This window comes from Bacteroides sp. AF34-31BH, from assembly GCF_003602795.1.
GTDB classification, from domain to species: Bacteria; Bacteroidota; Bacteroidia; order Bacteroidales; family Bacteroidaceae; genus Bacteroides; species Bacteroides uniformis.
The window spans coordinates 1-21,392 of record NZ_QTLV01000015.1 but is presented as its reverse complement, the minus strand read 5'-3'; the positions used below and the strand labels follow the sequence as shown (position 1 = coordinate 21,392).

20 protein-coding genes, 1 tRNA gene and 1 pseudogene are annotated in these 21,392 nt (G+C 45.3%); 19 read left to right on the top strand and 3 right to left on the bottom strand.

Going from position 1 to position 21,392, the window contains the following annotated elements; translation table 11 throughout:
- Positions 1–163: 163 nt before the first annotated feature.
- A complete protein-coding gene (locus DWZ67_RS17860) occupies positions 164–3,055 on the bottom strand; it encodes a triple tyrosine motif-containing protein (protein ID WP_120139475.1) in 2,892 nt (963 codons plus the stop codon).
- A gap of 537 nt (positions 3,056–3,592) precedes the next feature.
- Here DWZ67_RS17860 and DWZ67_RS17850 point away from each other — a divergent pair.
- The 7 genes from DWZ67_RS17850 (at position 3,593) to DWZ67_RS17820 (ending at position 8,219) form a co-directional block, all read left to right on the top strand.
- Positions 3,593–3,666: transfer RNA gene (locus DWZ67_RS17850), tRNA-Thr, on the top strand.
- 145 nt (positions 3,667–3,811) lie between these two features.
- A complete protein-coding gene (locus DWZ67_RS17845; RefSeq protein WP_117962577.1) occupies positions 3,812–4,357 on the top strand; it encodes a DUF4199 domain-containing protein in 546 nt (181 codons plus the stop codon).
- A 55-nt stretch (positions 4,358–4,412) separates the two neighbouring features.
- Positions 4,413–5,366 (top strand): glycosyltransferase family 2 protein, encoded by a 954-nt coding sequence (locus tag DWZ67_RS17840; protein ID WP_016273343.1) that lies wholly within the window; start codon positions 4,413–4,415, stop codon positions 5,364–5,366.
- Between the two features lie 2 nt (positions 5,367–5,368).
- The gene (locus tag DWZ67_RS17835) at positions 5,369–5,854 is read left to right on the top strand and encodes a DUF6452 family protein (protein WP_057088046.1); all 486 of its coding nucleotides are present in this window, start codon (positions 5,369–5,371) and stop codon (positions 5,852–5,854) included.
- Positions 5,823–6,590, top strand: coding sequence for a DUF6048 family protein (locus DWZ67_RS17830; RefSeq protein WP_117887531.1), 768 nt, complete (start codon positions 5,823–5,825; stop codon positions 6,588–6,590). The genes DWZ67_RS17835 and DWZ67_RS17830 overlap by 32 nt, the downstream gene beginning before the upstream one ends.
- A gap of 7 nt (positions 6,591–6,597) precedes the next feature.
- On the top strand, positions 6,598–7,176 hold the full coding sequence (locus DWZ67_RS17825; RefSeq protein ID WP_005826852.1) for a manganese efflux pump MntP family protein: 579 nt from the start codon (positions 6,598–6,600) through the stop codon (positions 7,174–7,176).
- A 26-nt stretch (positions 7,177–7,202) separates the two neighbouring features.
- Positions 7,203–8,219 carry an FAD:protein FMN transferase gene (locus DWZ67_RS17820; protein WP_120139446.1) on the top strand — a complete coding sequence of 339 codons (1,017 nt, stop codon included), beginning with the start codon at positions 7,203–7,205 and terminating at the stop codon, positions 8,217–8,219.
- 21 nt (positions 8,220–8,240) lie between these two features.
- On the opposite strand, the gene DWZ67_RS17815 is transcribed toward DWZ67_RS17820, so the two are convergent.
- Together DWZ67_RS17815 and DWZ67_RS17810 are read right to left on the bottom strand one after the other, a co-directional pair.
- Positions 8,241–8,609, bottom strand: coding sequence for a DMT family protein (locus tag DWZ67_RS17815; protein ID WP_005826856.1), 369 nt, complete (start codon positions 8,607–8,609; stop codon positions 8,241–8,243).
- A gap of 28 nt (positions 8,610–8,637) precedes the next feature.
- Positions 8,638–9,387, bottom strand: a complete 750-nt coding sequence (locus DWZ67_RS17810) for an ATP-binding protein (protein WP_120139445.1) — start codon at positions 9,385–9,387, stop codon at positions 8,638–8,640.
- Positions 9,388–9,553: 166 nt separating this feature from the next.
- Here DWZ67_RS17810 and DWZ67_RS17805 point away from each other — a divergent pair, with 166 nt between their 5' ends.
- The 12 genes and pseudogenes from DWZ67_RS17805 to DWZ67_RS17745 form a co-directional block, all read left to right on the top strand.
- Positions 9,554–10,984: a tetratricopeptide repeat protein gene (locus DWZ67_RS17805; RefSeq protein WP_087332703.1), complete on the top strand. Its 1,431-nt coding sequence runs from the start codon at positions 9,554–9,556 to the stop codon at positions 10,982–10,984.
- A gap of 8 nt (positions 10,985–10,992) precedes the next feature.
- Positions 10,993–11,463, top strand: a complete 471-nt coding sequence (locus tag DWZ67_RS17800) for an NfeD family protein (RefSeq protein ID WP_005826862.1) — start codon at positions 10,993–10,995, stop codon at positions 11,461–11,463.
- A 51-nt stretch (positions 11,464–11,514) separates the two neighbouring features.
- Entirely contained in the window at positions 11,515–12,516 is a 1,002-nt protein-coding gene (gene floA, locus DWZ67_RS17795) for a flotillin-like protein FloA (RefSeq protein ID WP_005826863.1), read from the top strand.
- A gap of 94 nt (positions 12,517–12,610) precedes the next feature.
- A complete protein-coding gene (locus DWZ67_RS17790; protein WP_120139444.1) occupies positions 12,611–13,489 on the top strand; it encodes a nucleoside phosphorylase in 879 nt (292 codons plus the stop codon).
- 281 nt (positions 13,490–13,770) lie between these two features.
- Positions 13,771–15,165, top strand: a complete 1,395-nt coding sequence (mnmE, locus tag DWZ67_RS17785) for a tRNA uridine-5-carboxymethylaminomethyl(34) synthesis GTPase MnmE (RefSeq protein ID WP_120139474.1) — start codon at positions 13,771–13,773, stop codon at positions 15,163–15,165.
- A 284-nt stretch (positions 15,166–15,449) separates the two neighbouring features.
- Positions 15,450–16,325 carry a helix-turn-helix domain-containing protein gene (locus DWZ67_RS17780; RefSeq protein WP_120139443.1) on the top strand — a complete coding sequence of 292 codons (876 nt, stop codon included), beginning with the start codon at positions 15,450–15,452 and terminating at the stop codon, positions 16,323–16,325.
- A gap of 117 nt (positions 16,326–16,442) precedes the next feature.
- On the top strand, positions 16,443–17,558 hold the full coding sequence (locus DWZ67_RS17775; protein ID WP_120139442.1) for a site-specific integrase: 1,116 nt from the start codon (positions 16,443–16,445) through the stop codon (positions 17,556–17,558).
- Between the two features lie 179 nt (positions 17,559–17,737).
- Positions 17,738–18,736, top strand: a complete 999-nt coding sequence (locus DWZ67_RS17770; RefSeq protein WP_120139441.1) for a hypothetical protein — start codon at positions 17,738–17,740, stop codon at positions 18,734–18,736.
- 93 nt (positions 18,737–18,829) lie between these two features.
- Positions 18,830–19,204, top strand: coding sequence for a helix-turn-helix domain-containing protein (locus DWZ67_RS17765; RefSeq protein ID WP_120139440.1), 375 nt, complete (start codon positions 18,830–18,832; stop codon positions 19,202–19,204).
- Positions 19,205–19,209: 5 nt separating this feature from the next.
- A complete protein-coding gene (locus DWZ67_RS17760) occupies positions 19,210–20,280 on the top strand; it encodes an AAA family ATPase (protein ID WP_120139439.1) in 1,071 nt (356 codons plus the stop codon).
- Between the two features lie 321 nt (positions 20,281–20,601).
- On the top strand, positions 20,602–21,030 hold the full coding sequence (locus DWZ67_RS17750; RefSeq protein ID WP_120139437.1) for a plasmid mobilization protein: 429 nt from the start codon (positions 20,602–20,604) through the stop codon (positions 21,028–21,030).
- Positions 21,027–21,341 (top strand): annotated as a pseudogene (locus DWZ67_RS17745) (relaxase); the annotation flags it as partial. The gene DWZ67_RS17750 and the pseudogene DWZ67_RS17745, both read left to right, overlap by 4 nt.
- Positions 21,342–21,392 lie beyond the last annotated feature (51 nt).

Here is a 21,392-nt window from a genome sequence, read left to right as displayed (position 1 = left end):
TACGTTATCAATACGTCATCAGCAAATAACTTACTAATAATCAATAATTAATATATACTTTTAAGTATTACGTCACAACATGTTATAGAACACAAAAGGGAGGAATATTAAATTCCTCCCTTCCATGCACTTCCTTCTTTTAAAGGAAGTTAATATCTAAAGACTACAGTTTATTGCTTAAATAATCCGTCAAACTATCCTCTCTCTCTAAAGCGAACTTCTTACGAAGACGATAACGGATTGTTTCAACTCCACGAACCGAAATGTTCAATAGAGGCGCTATTTCTTTCGTGGAAAGATTCATCTTTAGATAAGCGCACATCATGCGTTCGTTGTGGGAAAGTTCAGGATGCTTGGCATGAAGACGTTTCATAAAATTGTTATGTATCAAATCGAACTGGTCTTCAATACGCTTCAAAACCTCATCACTCTGTATATTACCGTCTATTTTATTATTAATAAGTATGAGTTGCTGTTTTCCTTCCCGAGCCCCCTCACCCTTCAGCAAGGCGGATACTTTAAGTATCTCTGACTTGATTTCAGTCAGCATTTCATTCTTACGGACAAAGTTTATCATCAGATTGGCCATTTCCTGACTCTTATGTTGCAAATCGTATTCCAATTTTTCTTTCTCCAGCTGCATAATCTGCTTTTCCTGACGGGCTTTCTCCTCTTCGTACTCCCTTTCCATATCGTGCAACTCTTTATCTTTCTCGATTACCGCCTGCTGTTTCTTCCGTTTCACACGGACATCATCCCAACGATAGACATACCATAAGGCAAGCAAAGCCAAGATGATATAACAAACGTATGCAGCAGCACTACGATACCACGGCGGAAGTATACGGAAAGCAATTGTATCCGATGATGTCGTACCGTCAGGAAAGACCGCCTTAACTTCAAACGTATATTCACCTTCCGACAGATTACTATACTCTTTGGTGCGTACCGTTGTAAAATCGGACCAGCTCCCCTTATTCAGACGATATTGAAAACGGACATCATCTCCTACCGCAAAGAAAGAAAGGGCATAGTCAAAACGAACGGAATTCATGGAATAAGCTATCACCGGAACCGGCTTCTCTCCTAAAAAGTTTGCGGTATATACCAATGAATCCTTGGGATAAGACAGATACATGTTCCTTATATATAAGGAATGGCTACGATCCTGACGCTCCCTTACGGCCGGGATACTGAACAAAGCGAAACCTCCTTCATTAGGAACCACCATCAGCGAATCTGAAAGAGGAATAATCGTTTCAAAACCGGGTACCAGTTCAATCAGCGATTGCTGGATGGGATTAATGCTTGTATTCGCCCCCCGCTTATAGGTACCCAGATTGGCAATACAGATTTCGTGAGGGCTCAAACTTATCAACTTATCGTGATACTCCAAGATATGCGAATAGGCCGTGGTGCCATTCAAAAGGTTGTTCATATCCGGACAAGGCTCCATGACATCTTTATGAGGATTATGCTTATAGATTCCCCGGGGAGTGGCAAAATACACCCGGTCTTCTATCTTCGCTATATACATATCACGTCCTACCGGGAAACCATCCTTCGCGCTATATTCCTTTATACGGACAGCTTTTGTCAAATCATTATCCAAATCCACACGGGTAACGTGGTCTGTATTATACACCCAAATCACCTTATCACTTTCCTGCTCAAAAAGACGGCAAGAATCGTTCACACCCTCAATCTTGCCAACCACCTGCCATTCTCCATTCTTTTTCCCAACCAAATAAATACCGTTATATACCCCGACATACATAAGGTCCGTACGTCCTGCCACAAGCTGGCAACACCAGGCGCCGGCAATATCCGTCACGCGTTTTACGGAAGTGCCATTGATAAGGAAAATACCACGGTCGTGCAGACAGAAGAGTTCATCACCTATACGGCAAAGGTTCCAGACCTGTCCGCTGGATTGGGGCATCGGACGGATATCCGGCAAATCGCCGTTCATCTGTACCGGATAAGAGGTGTAATACAAACCCCGATTGGTACCTAAATAAAGATAGCCGCCTTCTACGGCCGCCGTATATCCCGTGCCGTAGGAATAAGGATAGGAATAGAGATTCGTAAAAGGAGAACTCAGACAGACGTAGTCAATGCCGCTATCCAGACCGGCCCAGAGGTTTCCGGTTGTATCGAAGGAGACAGAAAGCACCGTATTGTTACGCAAGCCGTTGTTCTCATTGAAATATTTCAGTTGCATGGTGCTGCAATCCACCAGTACCAATCCTTTATGAATGGTTCCCAAGGCAATCTTATCATCCTTTTTGGCCACGCAAAAGACTTCATTCTCACGCATAAACTCTTCGGCACCGGTGATAAACGGTTCCATCGTACGCCCGTCACAATAGTAAAGTCCGTTGTATGCAGTCACCACCAGAACACCTTTCTTATAAGGTATAATGCCACGAATACGTTTGGAAGCCAACGCATCAGCACCCTGAAGAGGAAAAAAAGTGTTTCCAACCAAAAGCCATACGCCCCTGTCCGTACCGATATAAAGAATACCATTGACCATATTGGAACAGTCTATCTTGGCATTCATTTCAATGGCGGTATATTTTCCGTTCAGGAACTTCACCACGCACCCGTCCCCTTGGAAATACAAGATATTGTCAGTCTCATGAATGCCCCACACGTTTCCAAGAAAACGAACGGAACTCTCCAAAGTATCGGACATGCAATGATAGGCCAAAGAACCGTCCGCATCCGGTTCATAATAGCCGAACTCATTGATGCCCCCCACATAAATTCTTTTTTGGGTGGCAGAAGCCAGAACGGAACGCACATCGGAAGCATTGTTCAATGGAAACACATTCCAGACATTGCCATCAAATTGCACCATACCGTTCTTGTTGGCGAAATATACCCACTTGTCATCATAGGGTGCTATCTGCCAAGTCTGGGTCCCCTTGCCATAAACACTTTTATCAAAATTGACGATAAAGCTATTCCAGCCGGCAATTGCTTCGACCAAAGGGAGAAAAAGAAAAAGGCAGAAAAAAAGGTAGAATGACAATATGTGTTTGTTCATGCGTATAATGACTATATAGTTAGTTGCACAAAAATAATGCTTATTTTCAAGGTAGCGCACAATAGCCTATCAGTTTTTTCGTCCCCGATTATTATTTTCTTCTCGAATGGCAATCTTTTGCATTACTATACTTTAGATTCCGGTATACTAAGAAGTATTCGTCCGACAGTTGTTGAATTATCGTCCGACAGCTGTCGGACGATAATTCAACAACTGTCGGACGATAAGGTTACACATATCGGACGAATACTTTTTAGTAAAAGGAATATTTGTCCATCGTAATGCCGGAAAGAATCCGTACCTCCCCTCCAAAGTATCTGTATAAGGAGCCGTGAAGAGGGATAGAATAGAGAATCTAAAAAAACAAATAAAAAAATCGCCGCAAGCTATTGCAGATTTCAAAATAATGCCTACCTTTGCAACCGCAAAACGAAAACGGGTAAGTCCTATACGGCCAGCTCCCTTCGAATCCTCCAGGGCTTGATCGCAGCAAAGGTAGTTGGTTGTAGCGGCGCGATATAGCAAGCTTACCCACCCGCCTCTTTAGCTCAGTTGGCCAGAGCACGTGATTTGTAATCTCGGGGTCGTTGGTTCGAATCCGACAAGAGGCTCGAAAGAAAAGCAGATGATACGAAAGTGTTACCTGCTTTTTTCTTTTTGCCCCGCAAAGAATCCTCTAATTTATTTAAAATCTACACATCGGCTTGCCCTTGAATCCAACTATATTTGTACCTTTGCACATTATTTCTAAGAAAGATGACAGAAAATAGAGGTTACATGCAACGATACGCAATGCTGTTCGGTACCTATATGGGAGGTTTCTGGATATTGAAGTTCATACTCTTTCCTGTGGGGCTGTCGGTTCCTTTTTTACTTTTCCTTTTCATGGGACTCACGCTATGCGTACCTTTTATGGGATATTATTATGCACGGATGTATCGTAATCAGGTATGCGGAGGCGGCATCAGCTTCCTGCATGCATGGATATTCACCGTTTTCATGTATATGTTTGCTGCGCTGCTTGCCGCCGTGGCACACTACATCTACTTCAGGTTCATAGACCACGGATATGTGATAAACACGTGCGAAACGATGGTAGACACGCTTGCCCAAAGCAACATGCCGGGAATGGATTCGTACATCGCCACCTATCAGGAAGCTCTGGAGACAGCCCGACTGCTCAGCCCTATCGACATTACGCTACAGATGATATCGTCCAATGTATTTTGGGGTTCGATACTGGCTTTCCCCACCGCCTTGTTCGTGATGAGACGCAAGAAAGACGACGCTCCGGCAGAGTGACGGAACAGCAAAAAGAAATGTTATTTCAATTGTAAAATAGAAAAATCATACATCAATGGATATTTCAGTTGTCGTACCACTATATAATGAAGAAGAATCACTCCCCGAATTGTTCGCATGGATTGAGCGGGTGATGAATGCCAACGGCTTTTCATACGAAGTGATTTTCGTTAACGACGGAAGTACCGACCGTTCGTGGCAGGTTATCGAGCAATTGCAGGCACAAGCTCCGGACAAGGTACGGGGCATTAAGTTCCGCCGCAACTACGGGAAGTCGCCGGCATTGTTCTGTGGTTTCGAACAAGCACAAGGCGACGTCGTGATAACCATGGACGCCGACCTGCAGGACAGTCCCGACGAAATACCCGAACTCTACCGCATGATTACCCAGGAGGGCTACGACCTCGTATCGGGCTGGAAGCAGAAACGTTACGACCCGTTGTCGAAGACCCTCCCCACCAAATTGTTCAATGCCACCGCCCGCAAAGTATCGGGCATCAAAAACCTGCACGACTTTAATTGCGGACTGAAGGCATATCGCAAAGAGGTTGTCAAGAATATAGAGGTATACGGCGAAATGCACCGCTACATCCCCTACCTGGCCAAGAACGCCGGCTTCAAGAAAATCGGCGAGAAAGTGGTGCACCACCAGGCACGCAAATACGGAAAGACCAAGTTCGGGCTGAACCGATTTGTAAACGGGTATCTGGACTTGCTTTCCCTTTGGTTCCTTTCCCGGTTCGGCATCAAGCCCATGCATTTTTTCGGATTGCTGGGTTCATTGATGTTCATCTTCGGCTTCATAGCCGTGGTCATAGTAGGTGTCAGCAAGTTGTACTACATGCACCATGGCATGCCCTACCGTCTTGTAACGGACTCTCCCTACTTCTACCTCTCGTTGACCTCCATGATTATCGGCACACAACTATTCGTGGCAGGATTCCTCGGAGAGCTGATTTCACGTAATGCCCCGGAACGAAACAAATATCAAATAGAGAAAACCATTTAACGATGAAAAAATTAGTCAGACTTGTCATACTCGGAGCTATCCTTTGTCCGATAGTAAGCATAGCTATCTCCTGCTCGGAAGAGGCCGACTGTTCCATGACAGCACGCTCCATGGTGAATTGCATTCTTTATAGAGTAGACCCCGAAACCCAATACGTGGAGAACGACACGCTCGACTCGCTCACCGTGACAGCATACGGCACCGACTCCATCATCATCAACAACCAGAAGAAGGTACACGACATCTCCCTGCCACTGCGCTATACGGAGGATTCCACCAAGCTGATATTCAAGTACAGCCGGACCAAGAGTGACACGATGGTGATACGCCACACCAACACCCCCTATTTCCTATCAATGGATTGCGGCTATCAGATGAAGCAGGCCATCACAGACGTAACGTGCACCCGCATCTCTCTGGACTCGATATACATCAAAGACAATGAAGCAGGCATCTATGGAAAGGAAAATCTTAAGTTATTCTATTAGTCTGGCACTCTGCCTGCTGATGTTCCTCCCCCTACGGGCGCAGAACGGGAATCCTACCGCTCCCCCCCAGGGAGCACCTCCCAAGAAGGAGAAGAAGGACGCGAAAGAAGAAGTGCACTATCCGTTATACAACGGCATGTCCGTCGGCTTGGACTTGTGGGGAATCGGAAGCTCCGTATTTGGAGGAGATTTCCTGAGTTCCGAAGTGGCCGTGGACGTAAACCTCAAGAACCGCTTCTTCCCTATTGCCGAACTGGGATATGGCTCCACGGACACCTGGAGTGACAAAGGCATACACTACAAAAGCAACGCCCCCTACTTCCGCATAGGAATGGACTATAACACGCTATACAAGAAGCAGCACGGACACATGCTACTCGTAGGCTTGCGTTACGGTGTAAGTAGCTTCAAGTATGATGTAGACGCCTTGGGACTGGACGACCCGATATATGGTGGCATCGTAGGCAATCCGAATCTGGACGACGAGATATGGGGAGGCAGCCTGCCCTATAACCATAAAGGAATGAAAGGCTCCATGCAATGGGCGGAATTTTGTGTCGGTATCCGGGCGCACGTCTGGAAGGCATTGTACATGGGCTGGTCACTACGCTTCAAGTTCAAATTGTCTGCCTCGGCCGATGAATACGGTGACCCGTGGTATGTGCCCGGTTTCGGGAAATATGGCTCCAACACGATGGGAGTAACCTATACGATAACTTATAAACTACCTCTTTAAGCGACTTATGACAGGGTTAGAGATTTGGCTACTGGCCGTAGGACTTGCGATGGATTGTTTCGCCGTTTCTATAGCCAGCGGAATTATATTGAAACGCGCCCGGCTGCGCCCTATGCTGGTGATGGCCATCAGCTTCGGCTTTTTCCAGGCTTTGATGCCTCTGCTGGGATGGATAGGCGCCAGTTTTTTCAGCCACCTGATAGAAAGTATTGACCATTGGATTGCATTCGGTATCCTTGCCTTCCTGGGCGGACGCATGATAATGGAATCCTTCAAGGACGAAGATTGCAAGCACGAGTATGACCCTACCAGCCTGAAGGTGGTGCTCGCTCTGGCCGTGGCAACCAGCATCGATGCATTGGCGGTAGGTGTTTCGTTTGCATTCCTCGGTATCAAGCAATTCTCGGCTATTCTTTCCCCCATCGGCATTATCGGTTTTGTATCATTCGCCTTGTCGATGGTCGGCCTGATGTTCGGCATCCGTTTCGGATGTGGCATAGCCCGCAGACTGCGCGCCGAACTTTGGGGAGGGATTATCCTCGTCATCATCGGTACCAAGATATTGGTAGAGCATCTCTTCTTTTAATTAAAAAGTAAAAACTCAGATAGGATATGGAAAAGAAAGTACAACGGAATTTTTTATGGATTGCCCTACTGGTACTGGGAACCATCTGGATACTTGCCCGCCACAACCAAGTCACTCCTTATCAGACGGATAACGGACTGATATTCGGTACGGTATATAAAGTGACTTATCAATGTGACCAAAATCTGAAGGCGGAGATAGAAGCGGAACTCAAACGTTTCGACGGTTCCTTGTCCCCTTTCAATGACACGGCGACCATTACGCGCATCAACCGCAACGAGGACATTGTGCCCGACACATTCTTTACCAACGTCTTCCGACGTAGCATGGAAATCTCCCGGGAGACCGATGGTGCCTTCGATATCACCGTTGCCCCTCTTGCCAATGCCTGGGGATTTGGGTTCAAGAAGGATAATTTCCCCGACTCTGCCATGATAGACAGCCTGCTGGAGATGACAGGATACGAAAAAGTAAAATTGTCCGATGAAGGGAAAGTGGTGAAAACAGACCCACGTATAATGCTCTCGTGTAGCGCTGTGGCAAAAGGATATGCAGTAGATGTCATAGCCCAACTTCTGAAGAAAAAGGGTATCCGCAACTTTATGGTCGATATAGGCGGAGAAGTGGTTGTTCACGGGCAAAACCCTCAAAATGGACCTTGGCGCATCGGTTTGAACAAGCCGATAGACGACTCACTGGCAGTGAACCAGGAACTGCAAGCAGTGCTGCAAGTTACGGATTTAGGCATGGCTACATCGGGCAATTATCGCAACTACTACTATAAAGACGGAAAGAAATATGCGCATACCATCGACCCGCGTACCGGCTATCCGGTACAGCACAGCATCTTGTCCGCCACCGTCATCGCCAAAGATTGCATGAGTGCAGACGCCTATGCCACGGCATTCATGGTGATGGGGCTGGAAGAAGCAGAACGCGTGGCGGATGCACATCCGGATATCGACGCCTGTTTCATTTATACGGATGAAAAAGGAAAGCTTCAAACGTTCTTAACAAAAGGAATGGAGAAGTATATGAAATAATGTGCAAATGCGATTAACCCATCATTTATAAAATACAAAATATACCGCCAGTACCAGACATACAAAAGCGGCAAAATGATTCCAATGCAGCGTTTCCCCCTTGAAAAGAACCGTTGTAAACACCGTAAAGATTATCAAAGTGATTACTTCCTGAATCACTTTGAGTTGCATCAATGAGAACGGGCCTCCATTGCCTAAAAAGCCTATCCGATTGGCCGGAACCTGACAAGAATACTCAGCCAGAGCTATTACCCAAGAAAACAGCACCACGGCATACAACGGCCAGTTGGAGATGACTTTTGTCTCTTGTAGCTTCAGATGCCCATACCAGGCAAACGTCATGAAAATATTAGATACAATCAATAGCAAAATGGTATAAAATGCTTTCATATAGTGATTAATGATTAGTGATTAGTGATTAATGATTAATGATTGCAGGCAGCAATTCCTCTTGCACATTCGTCATACTCCCCCATAGACTATAGCGTGCCTCAGGATTCATTTCCTCCAACTGTTTCAGAATGCCTTTCATTGCACTACGGCTGGATTGTGACTCATACGGACAATTCTTCACCTGCTTACGATACCCCCTCACTTGCGCCAACTCCATCAAATCCGCCTCATGTACCAGACACATCGGACGGATAATCGTCATATCAAACTTCTTCATTACCAGCCGAGGAGGCATGGAGCTGAACGCTCCCTGATAGGTGATATTCATCAGCAAAGTTTCCAGAACATCATCCATGTGATGGCCTAACGCGATTTTATTGCATCCCTGCTCCTTGGCTACGGTAAACAATGCCTTCCGTCTATTCCAAGAGCAAAGAAAACAAGGAGACTTGCGGGTATCTGTCGTGGCATCAAACTCCGTTTCAAAGAGAACAAAAGGCACTCCCCACGACTCTACGTACTCCCTCAGATAGTCCACATCGCTTTGATAAGGTATATTCTTCATCACTACATGTACGGCGACAACGGAAAAACGGGGTTTATAGACACGGGCACGCCGTGCCAACAATTCCACCAGCGCCAAAGAGTCCTTGCCTCCCGAAAGCCCGATGAGAATCTTATCGCCGTCCTCTATCAGCCCATATTCCACCACACCTTTGCTAAACCGCTTGTCTATGCGGCGCAACATCTTTTCTTCTTCAGTAAATTGTGCCATTGATACGAGTTATGAGTTATAAGTTATGAATTATAGCTCTTCCGGTTGCAAAAGTAAGGCAAAAGAACGATTTAAAGAAGAATTAACAAAATAGAATTACGGAAACCAGCTTTATTCACGATAAATTTGTATTTTTGACCTTCTGAACAAATCAGCATGTATCAATATGAATAAAAAATATATCCTTTTCTTTCTATTCGGCCTTTTGAGCATAACAATTTCCGCACAAAGCCTGGCAGAAGCCAAAGCCTTGTACGAGAAGGGAGAATACGAAGAAGCCAAGCCCGCCTTCAAAAAACTCGTCAAGACACAACCTGGCAATGGAAATTACAACCTATGGTACGGTGTATGTTGCCTGGAAACCGGCGAACCCGCAGAAGCCTTGAAACACCTGGAAAGCGCCGTCAAGAGACGCGTCCCCAGCGGGCAACTCTATTTGGCCCGGGCATACAATGATCTATATCGGTTCGAAGATGCCATCGAGACTTATGAGACCTACATTTCCGACCTGAGAAAGAGAAAACGCTCCACCGAAGAGGCCGAACAATTATTGGAAAAAAGCAAATCCAACTTGCGCATGCTGAAAGGCGTGGAAGAGGTCTGCTTCATCGACAGCTTTGTGGTAGACAAGGAAAAATTCCTGGATGCATACAAAATCAGCCCCGAATCGGGCAAGCTGTTCATGTACGACACCTACTTCAATGATTCCGGTAAGGAAGGCGGAACGGTATACGAAACGGAGCTGGGCAATAAGCTATATTATAGCGAAATGCAACCGGACAGCACCCTCAGTATCCTTTCGCGCAACAAGTTGCTGGACAAATGGAGTGATGGCAGCTTGTTGCCCGGAAGCATCAACGAGGCCATGAATGCAGACTATCCCTATGTACTTACGGACGGTATCACTATCTACTATGCTTCGGATGGCCCTGGCTCGATGGGAGGATATGATATTTTCGTCACCCGTTACAATACGAATACCGACTCCTATCTGATGCCGGAAAATGTGGGCATGCCGTTCAATTCGCCCTACAACGACTATATGTACGTCATCGACGAATTCAACGACTTGGGATGGTTTGCCTCCGACCGCTACCAGCCCGAAGGCAAAGTGTGCATCTATGTATTCATTCCCAACTCATCCAAGCAAGTGTACAACTACGAAGGGATGGACCCGGACAAGATGATATCATTGGCGCAACTTCACTCTATCAAGGACACATGGACGGACACCGATGCGGTAAAGGCCGCCCGAGAAAGGCTTCGGACCGCTGCCAACGCAAAGCCGCGGACCACCAAGAAGCACGATTTCCAATTCGTCATTGATGACCACTCCACCTACTACCAGCTGGACGATTTCCGCTCCCCGCAGGCCAAAGCCTCGTATGGCAAATACAATCAGCTGGAGCAGAGCTACAAACAACTGCAGGAGAAACTGGAAGATATGCGTTCGGAATACTCCCGAGCCAACAAGCAGGAAAAGGACAAGATGTCCGCCGCCATCCTCGACCTGGAGCAACGTGTACGGCAATTGTCCACTGAGATGGAGCAAACTGCCATTCAAGTGCGCAACCTGGAAAAACAAGCCACCAAATAAAGACAACTATGGATATACTCATTATCGCCTCATTGATTATAGGAGCAGTAATCTTGTTCTTAGTGGAATTATTCGTAATTCCGGGCATCAGCGTTGCCGGTTTTCTGGCAGGAGGTTGCATCATCTTTGCCAACTACTATGCCTTTGCCTATATGGGCACCACGGCAGGTGTCATTACGCTTATCATATCTGCCCTGGCTTGTATCGGCTCGTTGGTATGGTTCATGCGCTCCAAGACACTCGACAAAATTGCATTGAAAAAAAACATCACCTCCAAAGTAGACCGTAGTGCCGAGGAAAAAGTCAAGGTAGGCGATATAGGCGTAACCACTACCCGCCTGGCTCTTATCGGCTATGCCGAAATCAACGGAGACATCGTGGAAGTAAAGTCATCAGACGGCTTCCTGAACGAAAAGACTCCGATTATCGTAGACCGTATTGCCGACGGAGTCCTCTTAGTGGAACGGCTCAAGCAGTGAAATTTCTGAAATCAACCTATTATTTATAACTAACAATTAATATTTAATCTCATGGATCCAAGCACAATGTATTTAACCGCCTTCCTCATTATAGGAGGCATTATTTTCCTGGTACTTTTCTTCCATTATGTACCGTTCTTCTTGTGGCTGTCCGCCAAAGTATCGGGAGTAAACATCTCGCTGGTACAACTTTTCCTGATGCGCATCCGTAATGTTCCTCCTTATATCATTGTGCCCGGCATGATTGAAGCTCATAAAGCAGGATTGCAAAACATCACGCGCGACGAACTGGAAGCGCACTACCTTGCCGGAGGTCATGTAGAGCGAGTGGTACACGCACTGGTATCCGCCTCTAAAGCCAATATCGAGCTGCCGTTCCAGATGGCAACCGCCATCGACCTTGCCGGCCGTGACGTGTTCGAAGCCGTACAGATGTCCGTTAACCCCAAAGTAATCGATACCCCTCCCGTGACGGCTGTTGCCAAAGACGGTATCCAGCTGATTGCCAAGGCCCGTGTAACGGTGCGCGCCAATATCCGCCAATTGGTGGGCGGTGCCGGAGAAGACACGATTCTGGCCCGTGTAGGCGAGGGTATTGTGTCTTCCATCGGTTCGTCAGAGAATCATAAGTCTGTATTGGAGAATCCGGATTCTATCTCCAAACTGGTATTGCGCAAGGGGTTGGATGCCGGAACAGCATTCGAAATTCTGTCCATTGACATTGCTGATATTGACATAGGTAAGAATATCGGTGCCGCCCTGCAGATAGACCAAGCCAATGCCGACAAGAACATTGCTCAAGCCAAGGCAGAGGAACGCCGCGCCATGGCCGTAGCCACAGAGCAGGAAATGAAGGCAAAGGCCCAGGAAGCCCGTGCCAAAGTTATCGAGGCAGAAGCGGAAGTACCCAAGGCCATGGCCGAAGCATTCCGCAACGGCAATCTGGGTATCATGGACTATTACCGGATGAAGAATATAGAAGCCGACACTTCCATGCGCGAAAACATTGCCAAACCGACGACGGGCAATACCAGCCAGCCGTTGAGCAAATAACTCGAAAAGTAACTGACAGAAACGCCGGAACCGGTGAACAAGAATCGGTTCCCGGCGTTTCTATTTATAAACAAAAGATTAAAAGCTCAATCAAATGAAAAAATATTTCGCCTCTTCCGAACTGATCATCAATGAAGACGGTTCTGTATTTCATCTTCACGTAAAGCCCGAATGGCTGGCAGACAAAGTCATCTTGGTAGGTGACCCCGGACGGGTGGCACTGGTTGCCTCCCATTTCGAGAACAAGGAATGTGGAGTGGAAAGCCGCGAGTTCAAGACTATCACCGGTACTTACCAAGGGAAACGTATTACGGTGGTTTCCACCGGTATCGGATGTGACAACATCGATATCGTGATGAATGAACTGGATGCCCTGGCAAACATCGACTTCGAGACGCGCGAAGAAAAGCCCCGCCTACGTAGCCTTGAGCTGGTACGTATCGGCACCTGCGGCGGCTTGCAACCCTACACTCCGGTGGGTACATTTGTATGTTCTGAAAAATCCATCGGTTTCGACGGTCTGCTCAACTTCTATGCCGGACGCAACTCCGTGTGCGACCTACCCATGGAGCGTGCCTTCCTCAACCATATGGGATGGTCCGGCAACATGTGTGCCCCTGCCCCCTACGTCATTGATGCAAGTGCTGAACTGATAGACCGCATCGCACAAGACGACATGGTACGTGGCGTAACGATTGCCGCCGGGGGCTTCTTCGGACCTCAAGGACGCGAGTTACGCGTGCCGCTTGCCGACCCGCATCAGAACGAGAAGATTGAAAAATTTGAATACAACGGCTACCATATCACCAACTTCGAGATGGAAAGTTCTGCCTTGGCAGGCTTGAGCCGTCTGATGGGACACAAGGCCATGACGGTATGCATGGTCATTGCCAACCGCCTGATAAAAGAAGCGAACACGGGATACAAAAATACGATAGATACTCTTATCAAAACAGTACTCGACCGTATCTAAGTATCCTTCAAGAAATGCTCCTCCCTTTCCTTCAGCCAATCCTAGGAGTAAGGTTTAGTAATGACTTCATCACATCCTGCCTGACGTGCCCGTTGCTGGTCTGTATAGTGTAGCAATGTCCTGCTATACCCACAATGGGCACAGAGGCGGATTAGGCTTTATAAGCATCTATCCATTATCGATTTGCACAAAGTTACGATAAAAGCCCATAAGTTGAATCACCATCTCTCTTTTTTGTAAAGAAACCATTATCTTTGCTGAATAAAAATAAGCCGGATAAAATGAACCAAGATACCATTTGTGCCATAGCCACCGCCCAAGGGGGAGCCATAGGATGCATCCGTGTCTCCGGACCGGATGCCATAGAGATAACATCCCGCATATTTACCCCTGCCCGGAAGGGGAAGAAGCTGAAGGATGCCAAGCCATACACACTTACCTTCGGTCATATCCATGAAGAAGAAAACATCATAGACGAAGTACTTGTAAGCTTATTCCGTGCCCCCCACTCGTACACGGGCGAGGATAGCACGGAAATCATGTGCCACGGTTCGAGCTATATTCTTCAGAAGGTGTTGCAACTGCTCATCGGTAATGGTTGCCGCCTGGCCGCTCCCGGTGAGTACACGCAACGGGCCTTCTTGGGCGGCAAAATGGACCTAAGCCAGGCCGAAGCCGTGGCCGACCTCATCGCCTCCACCTCTGCCGCCACTCACCGCCTCGCCATGAGCCAAATGCGCGGTGGGTTCAGTAAAGAGCTGGCCTCACTACGCGACCAATTGCTGCACTTCACATCACTCATAGAACTGGAGCTGGACTTCAGCGACCACGAAGAACTGGAATTTGCAGACCGCTCCGAGCTATGTCTCCTAGCAGACGGCATAGAGCAGGTAATTTCCCGTTTAGTACAATCCTTCAGTGTAGGCAATGCCATCAAGAACGGTGTGCCCGTAGCCATCATCGGCGAAACGAATGCTGGTAAATCCACCCTGCTGAATGCACTACTAAACGAGGAACGAGCCATTGTAAGCGACATACACGGGACAACCCGAGATGTGATAGAAGACACAGTCAATCTTGGCGGGATAACTTTCCGGTTTATTGATACGGCAGGCATACGCGAAACGAGCGACACCATCGAGAGCCTAGGAATTGAGCGAACCTTCCAGAAATTGGAGCAGGCGGAAATCGTGCTCTGGGTAGTTGATGCCACGAATGCCGTCTCACGGATACCACAACTAACTGCCCAGATACTTCCCCGTTGCGAAGGGAAACGGCTCATTCTCGTATTCAACAAGGCCGATCTGGTGCAGGATGCCTCAACCATCCCCAACTCCAGTTTCACCCTGGCCGCTACTAATGTGCAATGCATCTCCATCTCTGCCAAAGGGCGTACCAACCTCGACAAGCTTCAGCAAATGCTAATCTCTGCCGCTAACCTGCCCACGGTTACCCAAAACGATGTCATTGTCACGAATATACGCCACTACGAGGCTTTGACCCATGCCTTGGAAGCCATCCACCGGGTCCAACAAGGGATAGCAGAAAATCTATCCGGAGATTTTGTTTCACAAGATATCCGCGAATGTATTTTCCATCTAAGCGATATTGCGGGGGAAGTTACGAACGATATGGTACTTGGGAATATTTTCGAACATTTTTGCATCGGCAAGTAGGATATTGTAATCAACTGCAACGAATTAGAACCAACTATAATGAAGTCGCTGATTTTCAGCGGCTTTTTTATTTGCCAAAAATCCAGTTATAAACAGTTGGATACTGTTGTTCACCATATTTTTCTACCGTATTTCTACCGCGGAACAATTGAGGGCTTTTGCCCGATGTCACACTGACGCATTTGTTGACGTGTGTTGACAATGGTTTACGTGAGTAGACAAAAAGGGAAATAATCCGAGCCGTAAAAAGCTCATGTTTCACTAAAATATGGAGAATAACAAAAATGGAAGTAAAAAGAATCTGCCAGTGGTGCGGCAAGCCTTTCATGACAAAAAAGACCACTACCAATTATTGTAGTCCGCAATGTTCCAAAAGAGGTTATAAACACCGGATGAAGGAACGTAGAATGGAAATGCGCGAATTTCAGGAAATGATGGAGGTAAAGAACAAACTGGAGAGCCAGGAATACTTTACCTTTTCTCAAGCAGCCAGACTAATGGGCGTTTCTCGCCAGTATGTCTATAAACTGGTAAAGGAGGACAAACTTCGTGCATCAAGGCTGAGTTCAAGAATGTCGCTCATCAGAAGAACCGACATCGAACTTATGCTGAAAACAAAACCTTATGAGGCTCTCAGACCAAAAGATGAATTTGACGTTACCGAGTATTATACAGCTGAACAGATTGCGAAAAAGTACAAAGTCAACGCCAAATGGGTGTGGACCTATACCCGGCAAAACAATGTTCCCAAAGTCAGAATTCGCCAGTTCAATTATTACAGTAAAAAGCACATAGATGCGGCATTTGCCAAATATAAGACGGATGACGCCTTGACCGAATGGTACACTCCGGAAGAAATCGAGAAAAACTATGGGATGACACGTGTAGCCATTCGTTCACATGTTTACCGCAACAACATCCCTTCAAAGAAAGAGCACGGCCAGATATTCTACTCAAAACTTCACTTCGATCTGTCCAAGAAGACAACCGAAGATGATTCTTCAGAATATTATACCGTGCAGGAAGCCATGAAGAAATATAGTCTCACACGGGATTCAGTTTACGGCATTCTGCAATTCCACGAAATAAAACGGGAGAAGAAAGGGCGCTTTGTGAGATTCCTGAAAGTGGAATTTGACCACATTATGGGCGCCAGATAATGAATCTGTACAGACAGATATACAGACTGGAAAATGATTTTATGCTGAATGCGGTCTGCATAAAGTCATTGTGAATCTTCACCGCAAAAATTAAGTCAACTAATAACATTTGTAACTATGTCAGAATGTAAAACTGTAACTTTGAGAACCCGCCAGTTAAAAAATGGTATGCTTTCCTTCTATCTGGACTATTATCCGGGCTACCGTGACCAGGAAACGATGAAGACTATCCGTCACGAAGGTTTGAACATTTATATCTATGCAAATCCGAAGAATCAGCGGGAACGTGACTTCAATGCAACTATGTCAGAGAAAGCAGAAGCCATCCGATGCCGTCGCTTTGAAGCTATCGTAAACGAACGCTATGATTTCTTTGACAAGAGGAAATATAAGGCAGATTTTCTAGAATACTACCGTAAGCAACTTCCCAAGCACGACCAGAAATGGGAATTCGTTTATCAGCACTTCTATAACTTCGTACATGGCAAATGTACTTTCGAAGAAATTGATGTGGAGCTATGCAACAAGTTTCGTGAATATCTGCTCAATGCCAGACAGCTAAAACGAGATGGATATATTACACGAAACTCTGCGTCCGGCTACTGGTCCACATTCAGAGGATTCCTGAAAATTCTCTATCGCAATCGGCTGATCAAGGCAAACATAAATGATTTTCTGGAAAAGATTGAACCGGAAGATGTGGTAAAGGACTATCTGAGTGTTGAGGAATTGTACTGTCTGGCTGAAACACCATGCAAGATACCAGTTCTAAAAACCGCTTCCCTCTTTTCGTGCCTGACCAGTTTGAGACTCAGTGACATACTTACTCTCTGCTGGGAAGAAATCGTTGATTTTGCAGCAGGAGGAAAATGTGTACACACCATCACACAGAAAACAAAGACGGAAGACATCATCCCCATTAGTGATGAAGCCCTGAAGCTGATAGAATACTCACCTGAGAAGAAGGGTTTGGTATTCAAAGGTCTGAAAAGGTGCTGGACCCAGGTTCCCATGAAGGAATGGATTCGTTCTGCCGGAATCACCAAGAATATAACATTCCATTCGTATCGTAGAACATTCGCAACCCTGCAAGGAGCTGCAGGGACCGACATCCGTACCATACAAAGTATGATGGCTCACAAGAGCATAACCACGACCCAAAGATACATGAAAGTAGTGGACAGCAACAAGCGTGAAGCGAGCAACAAGATTACCCTAAAAAGGAAAGGATAGCAGTCTGTATTCTATATAAATAATAGGCCTAAAGTATGATTATAGTATGATTTGGAGTATGATTTTCGTACTTTAGGCTTATTTTTCTTAAAATCTCAACGATTATCTGTCACTAATTACAACTATTTGGAAATAGAAAATATATTTGCCATAAAAACTAATACATATAATTACAGAACATGACAAACAATATTAAATTATCGGCACGAAAGACAAGTTTCATACTTGCAGTAAGTTGTATCCTTTTTTCAGTAATTGCAACATATCTGTACATTAATCACCAGATAGATCTGACCAGATATACAACACCTATAATATTAGGAACTGTTGTAATAATCATAACGTGCGGAGGATTACAACGTGTATTCTATATATTCCTTACAGATGAATGTCCGCAGATCTTTTTTGATAATCAAAGAAATTCTATACCTGACAAGATTATTCCCAAACCAGATATGATAATTGAAGAATGCAGTGAACCAACTGTAGAAGTTTCAGATATAGAAATGATTGAAGTTAGCAATGCAACAGAAGTTATTTCAATGATTGAGTTACCGGAAAAGACAAAGAATACTGATACGACAGAAAATAAAGCTGTCAGCTCTGAAATCGTTACATCCATTACAATATCAGAGCAGCATGATGATTCGAAAGAAATCAAAGTTTTGGAGCAACAACCTACCTCAGAAGTTAAGTCCGAAGCTTTTTCATATCTCCAGGGATTCGAAAGCCGTATGGAAGAAATTCAGAAGGAAGAACTGGAGAGAAAAATAATGATTATAAAGGCTATTCATGAATATGTCACCTATTCTACCGCAAAATTTCTTACCAAAGAGAATCTGCTTATACTACATGAAAACATAGACCATTTGGCAAGTGGGCAATCAGATTTGTATAAACCCATTCGTTCAAAAATGGAAACTCCTCTTACATCACCTTCATTACGACATTTTGTCTGGAATATAGGCGAACGGTTAGGCATATCATTATCAGAAAGAGCCAATTTTATAAAAACCATATTTCCTAATGAATTAAAAAATGCAACTTTGGGATACCTTGTCAAGAATCTCAAAGATACCATACACAGTCAGATTCCTATTGACAGTCCAAAATATGATGATTTTAAATTTGATTATACTCTTATAAACAAAGCGCAATGTGAGAAAAAAATGAATTAATACAGACCGGAAAATGATTCTCGTCTCCTATTTTTCTGCATAATGTCATTGATTTAGTTTGTGGCATATTCAAACACAACAAATAAAGACATCATGCATTTTAAAAATTTAACCTTTAACGATTTACCTACAGTTGTAGGTGAATTATGTAAGAGAATTGAAAGTCTGGAAACTGTATTGAAAAACAGTCTGGCAGTCCAAAACAAGGTCAAAGAGAACCATCACGTTCCTATGACGGTGGATGAAGTATGTACCTACCTTGGTATATCCAAATCCTCATTTTATTATAAGGTCAAGCATGGGGGCATTCCTGTAATCAAACAAGGTAAACATCTTTTTGTCTATCGTGATGAACTGGACAAATGGCTTGAGACCGGAAGAAAGGTACAGGTTCCACTGACTTTTGAAGAAGAACAGACACAGTTGCTTGCTGCCACCCGTCGTAAGGCTAACCCTAAAAACGTGTAAAGCCTATGGACAAGACAGACATTAGAATTCCTACTGACGAGGAATTGACCGCTTATATGAAGGAATCTGCTGTAAGTGCAAACGGAGCTTATGAACAGTCACCGGTTGTATTGATGGTAGATGATGCCGCAATCGGTACACTGGGGAACTTCAGTGCCTCTATAGGCAAGGCCAAAAGTAAGAAAACTTTTAATGTTACAGCCATTGCAGCATCGGCATTGAAAAACGGAACAGTGCTGAAATACCGTTCATCATTTCCAGAGGATAAGCGAACTGTTCTGTACATTGATACAGAACAGGGACGCCATCATTGCCAGAAGGTATTGAAAAGAATCCTGCACCTTGCCGGACTCCCGGAGGAAAAGAATCCAGATAATCTGATTATGCTGGCTTTGCGCAAGTACGCCCCTCCGATACGTCTGGCTATAGTCGAACAAGCTATCGGCACAATCCCCGATCTCGGACTGGTGATTATAGATGGCATCCGAGACTTTCTTTATGATATCAATTCCCCCAGTGAAGCGACCGATATTATTTCCAGATTCATGCAATGGACGGATGACCGCCAGATTCACATTCATACCATTCTCCATCAGAACAAGAATGACGAGAATGCCCGTGGTCACATCGGCACGGAACTGAATAACAAGGCAGAAACAGTCATGCAGGTAGAAGTGGACAAAATGGACAGAACAGTGAGCGTAGTAGAAGTCATTCATATCCGTGACCGGGAATTTGAACCGTTTGCTTTCCGTATAAACGATGAAGTCTTACCTGAACTGCTGGATTCCTATCAGCCCCAGGAAAAGAAAATCGGAAGACCTGTAAAAGAACCGTTTGATCCGTACAAGGAAATTTCCGAGACCGTGCATCGGGCAGCTCTGGACGCAGCTTTTACAAACGTCTGTATTACCAGTTATGACGATTATCTGGAACGACTGAAGGAAGGATATGCCCTGCAGGACATTAAGCTGGGACATAACAAAGCAGTTAAAGTTGCCACCTTCCTCAGTAACAAAAGGATGGTCATAAAAGAGGGAAAGGAATATAAAATCAACCCAGACAGCCATTATTGAATCCGGCTTTACTTTATTGGCAGGGTGTACATATTAGAATAAAGCAAAGTCATAAAGACATTATAGGGAATATTCATCTTCTCCCCTTTTATTGGATAACCAGAATACTTATATCGCTTATGGTAGTAGTCGAAATGCCAATTTCATTTGTATATACGACACGGCTTGCCATGCAGTTTCAACAGGTATCTGTTGCGAGATATGCCAAGGTATAACCTCCACTCCGTTATGGTTGTACATTGGCGCTCTCGCCGGCTCAGTCACTTCGCCGGTGCGGTACTCGCAGGCTCGCACCTTAACCCGTTATAATATTAGATTTTCATGGAAAAAGAAATAATAAAACAAACAGAACAGAACGAGACTCCGGACAACAGGAGAACCGTATTTATCGGGGCCAAAGTCAGCCCCCGACAGAAAGAACATATCAAGTCACTGGCCGAACAATGCGGAATGACCGTAAGCGATTATCTGCTTGCACGGGCATATAATTATAAGCCAAAGGCAAGACTCTCCAAAGAAGAAGCTGCACTGCTGCAGAATCTGGACAACTGCCGTGCTGACCTGGTGAAATACACATCAGCCCTTCATGGAATGAGTACAAGCCAACGGCACACGATGTTCAACCAGATTCCATTTATGGTGAACTGGCTGAAGGAGCTTGGCAATGTGGCAGAAAATGTCTGCCAGTTCCTAAATTCCGTAAAAGAGCCAAACAGTATTCCAACCAATAATAAAACTGAAGAATCATGATCGCAAAGGCTAAAGCAATATCGCATGGCATAAACGACATCCGTTATATAACCGGCGAATCACATAATAAAAAACATCCGGAAAAAATCTATCGGGTATTGGACAATATGATGCCATCTGAACCAGATGCAATGGGTGTCTGGAATTCCATGCAATTTACTCTTTCCCGCTTCCGTCCGGTGAAGAATTCAGTCATCAGGATTGAACTTAGTCCGTCACCCGAACATACCAAGGACTTCACCATTGAAGACTGGCAAAAACTTTGGCAGGATTTCGCTACAGAGTTTGACAAACAGGTGTTCAAAGACAAGGTGTAGCTAACACTTGAAAAGGGACCCGGAACAACATTTAAAAAGTGCCCC

Bases quoted from the DNA above. Each gene is read 5' to 3' on its own strand.
- DWZ67_RS17860 (WP_120139475.1), bottom strand. From the start codon at position 3,055: ATGAACAAACACATATTGTCATTCTACCTTTTTTTCTGCCTTTTTCTT.
- DWZ67_RS17845 (WP_117962577.1), top strand. From the start codon at position 3,812: ATGACAGAAAATAGAGGTTACATGCAACGATACGCAATGCTGTTCGGT.
- DWZ67_RS17840 (WP_016273343.1), top strand. From the start codon at position 4,413: ATGGATATTTCAGTTGTCGTACCACTATATAATGAAGAAGAATCACTC.
- DWZ67_RS17835 (WP_057088046.1), top strand. From the start codon at position 5,369: ATGAAAAAATTAGTCAGACTTGTCATACTCGGAGCTATCCTTTGTCCG.
- DWZ67_RS17830 (WP_117887531.1), top strand. From the start codon at position 5,823: ATGGAAAGGAAAATCTTAAGTTATTCTATTAGTCTGGCACTCTGCCTG.
- DWZ67_RS17825 (WP_005826852.1), top strand. From the start codon at position 6,598: ATGACAGGGTTAGAGATTTGGCTACTGGCCGTAGGACTTGCGATGGAT.
- DWZ67_RS17820 (WP_120139446.1), top strand. From the start codon at position 7,203: ATGGAAAAGAAAGTACAACGGAATTTTTTATGGATTGCCCTACTGGTA.
- DWZ67_RS17815 (WP_005826856.1), bottom strand. From the start codon at position 8,609: ATGAAAGCATTTTATACCATTTTGCTATTGATTGTATCTAATATTTTC.
- DWZ67_RS17810 (WP_120139445.1), bottom strand. From the start codon at position 9,387: ATGGCACAATTTACTGAAGAAGAAAAGATGTTGCGCCGCATAGACAAG.
- DWZ67_RS17805 (WP_087332703.1), top strand. From the start codon at position 9,554: ATGAATAAAAAATATATCCTTTTCTTTCTATTCGGCCTTTTGAGCATA.
- DWZ67_RS17800 (WP_005826862.1), top strand. From the start codon at position 10,993: ATGGATATACTCATTATCGCCTCATTGATTATAGGAGCAGTAATCTTG.
- floA (WP_005826863.1), top strand. From the start codon at position 11,515: ATGGATCCAAGCACAATGTATTTAACCGCCTTCCTCATTATAGGAGGC.
- DWZ67_RS17790 (WP_120139444.1), top strand. From the start codon at position 12,611: ATGAAAAAATATTTCGCCTCTTCCGAACTGATCATCAATGAAGACGGT.
- mnmE (WP_120139474.1), top strand. From the start codon at position 13,771: ATGAACCAAGATACCATTTGTGCCATAGCCACCGCCCAAGGGGGAGCC.
- DWZ67_RS17780 (WP_120139443.1), top strand. From the start codon at position 15,450: ATGGAAGTAAAAAGAATCTGCCAGTGGTGCGGCAAGCCTTTCATGACA.
- DWZ67_RS17775 (WP_120139442.1), top strand. From the start codon at position 16,443: ATGTCAGAATGTAAAACTGTAACTTTGAGAACCCGCCAGTTAAAAAAT.
- DWZ67_RS17770 (WP_120139441.1), top strand. From the start codon at position 17,738: ATGACAAACAATATTAAATTATCGGCACGAAAGACAAGTTTCATACTT.
- DWZ67_RS17765 (WP_120139440.1), top strand. From the start codon at position 18,830: ATGCATTTTAAAAATTTAACCTTTAACGATTTACCTACAGTTGTAGGT.
- DWZ67_RS17760 (WP_120139439.1), top strand. From the start codon at position 19,210: ATGGACAAGACAGACATTAGAATTCCTACTGACGAGGAATTGACCGCT.
- DWZ67_RS17750 (WP_120139437.1), top strand. From the start codon at position 20,602: ATGGAAAAAGAAATAATAAAACAAACAGAACAGAACGAGACTCCGGAC.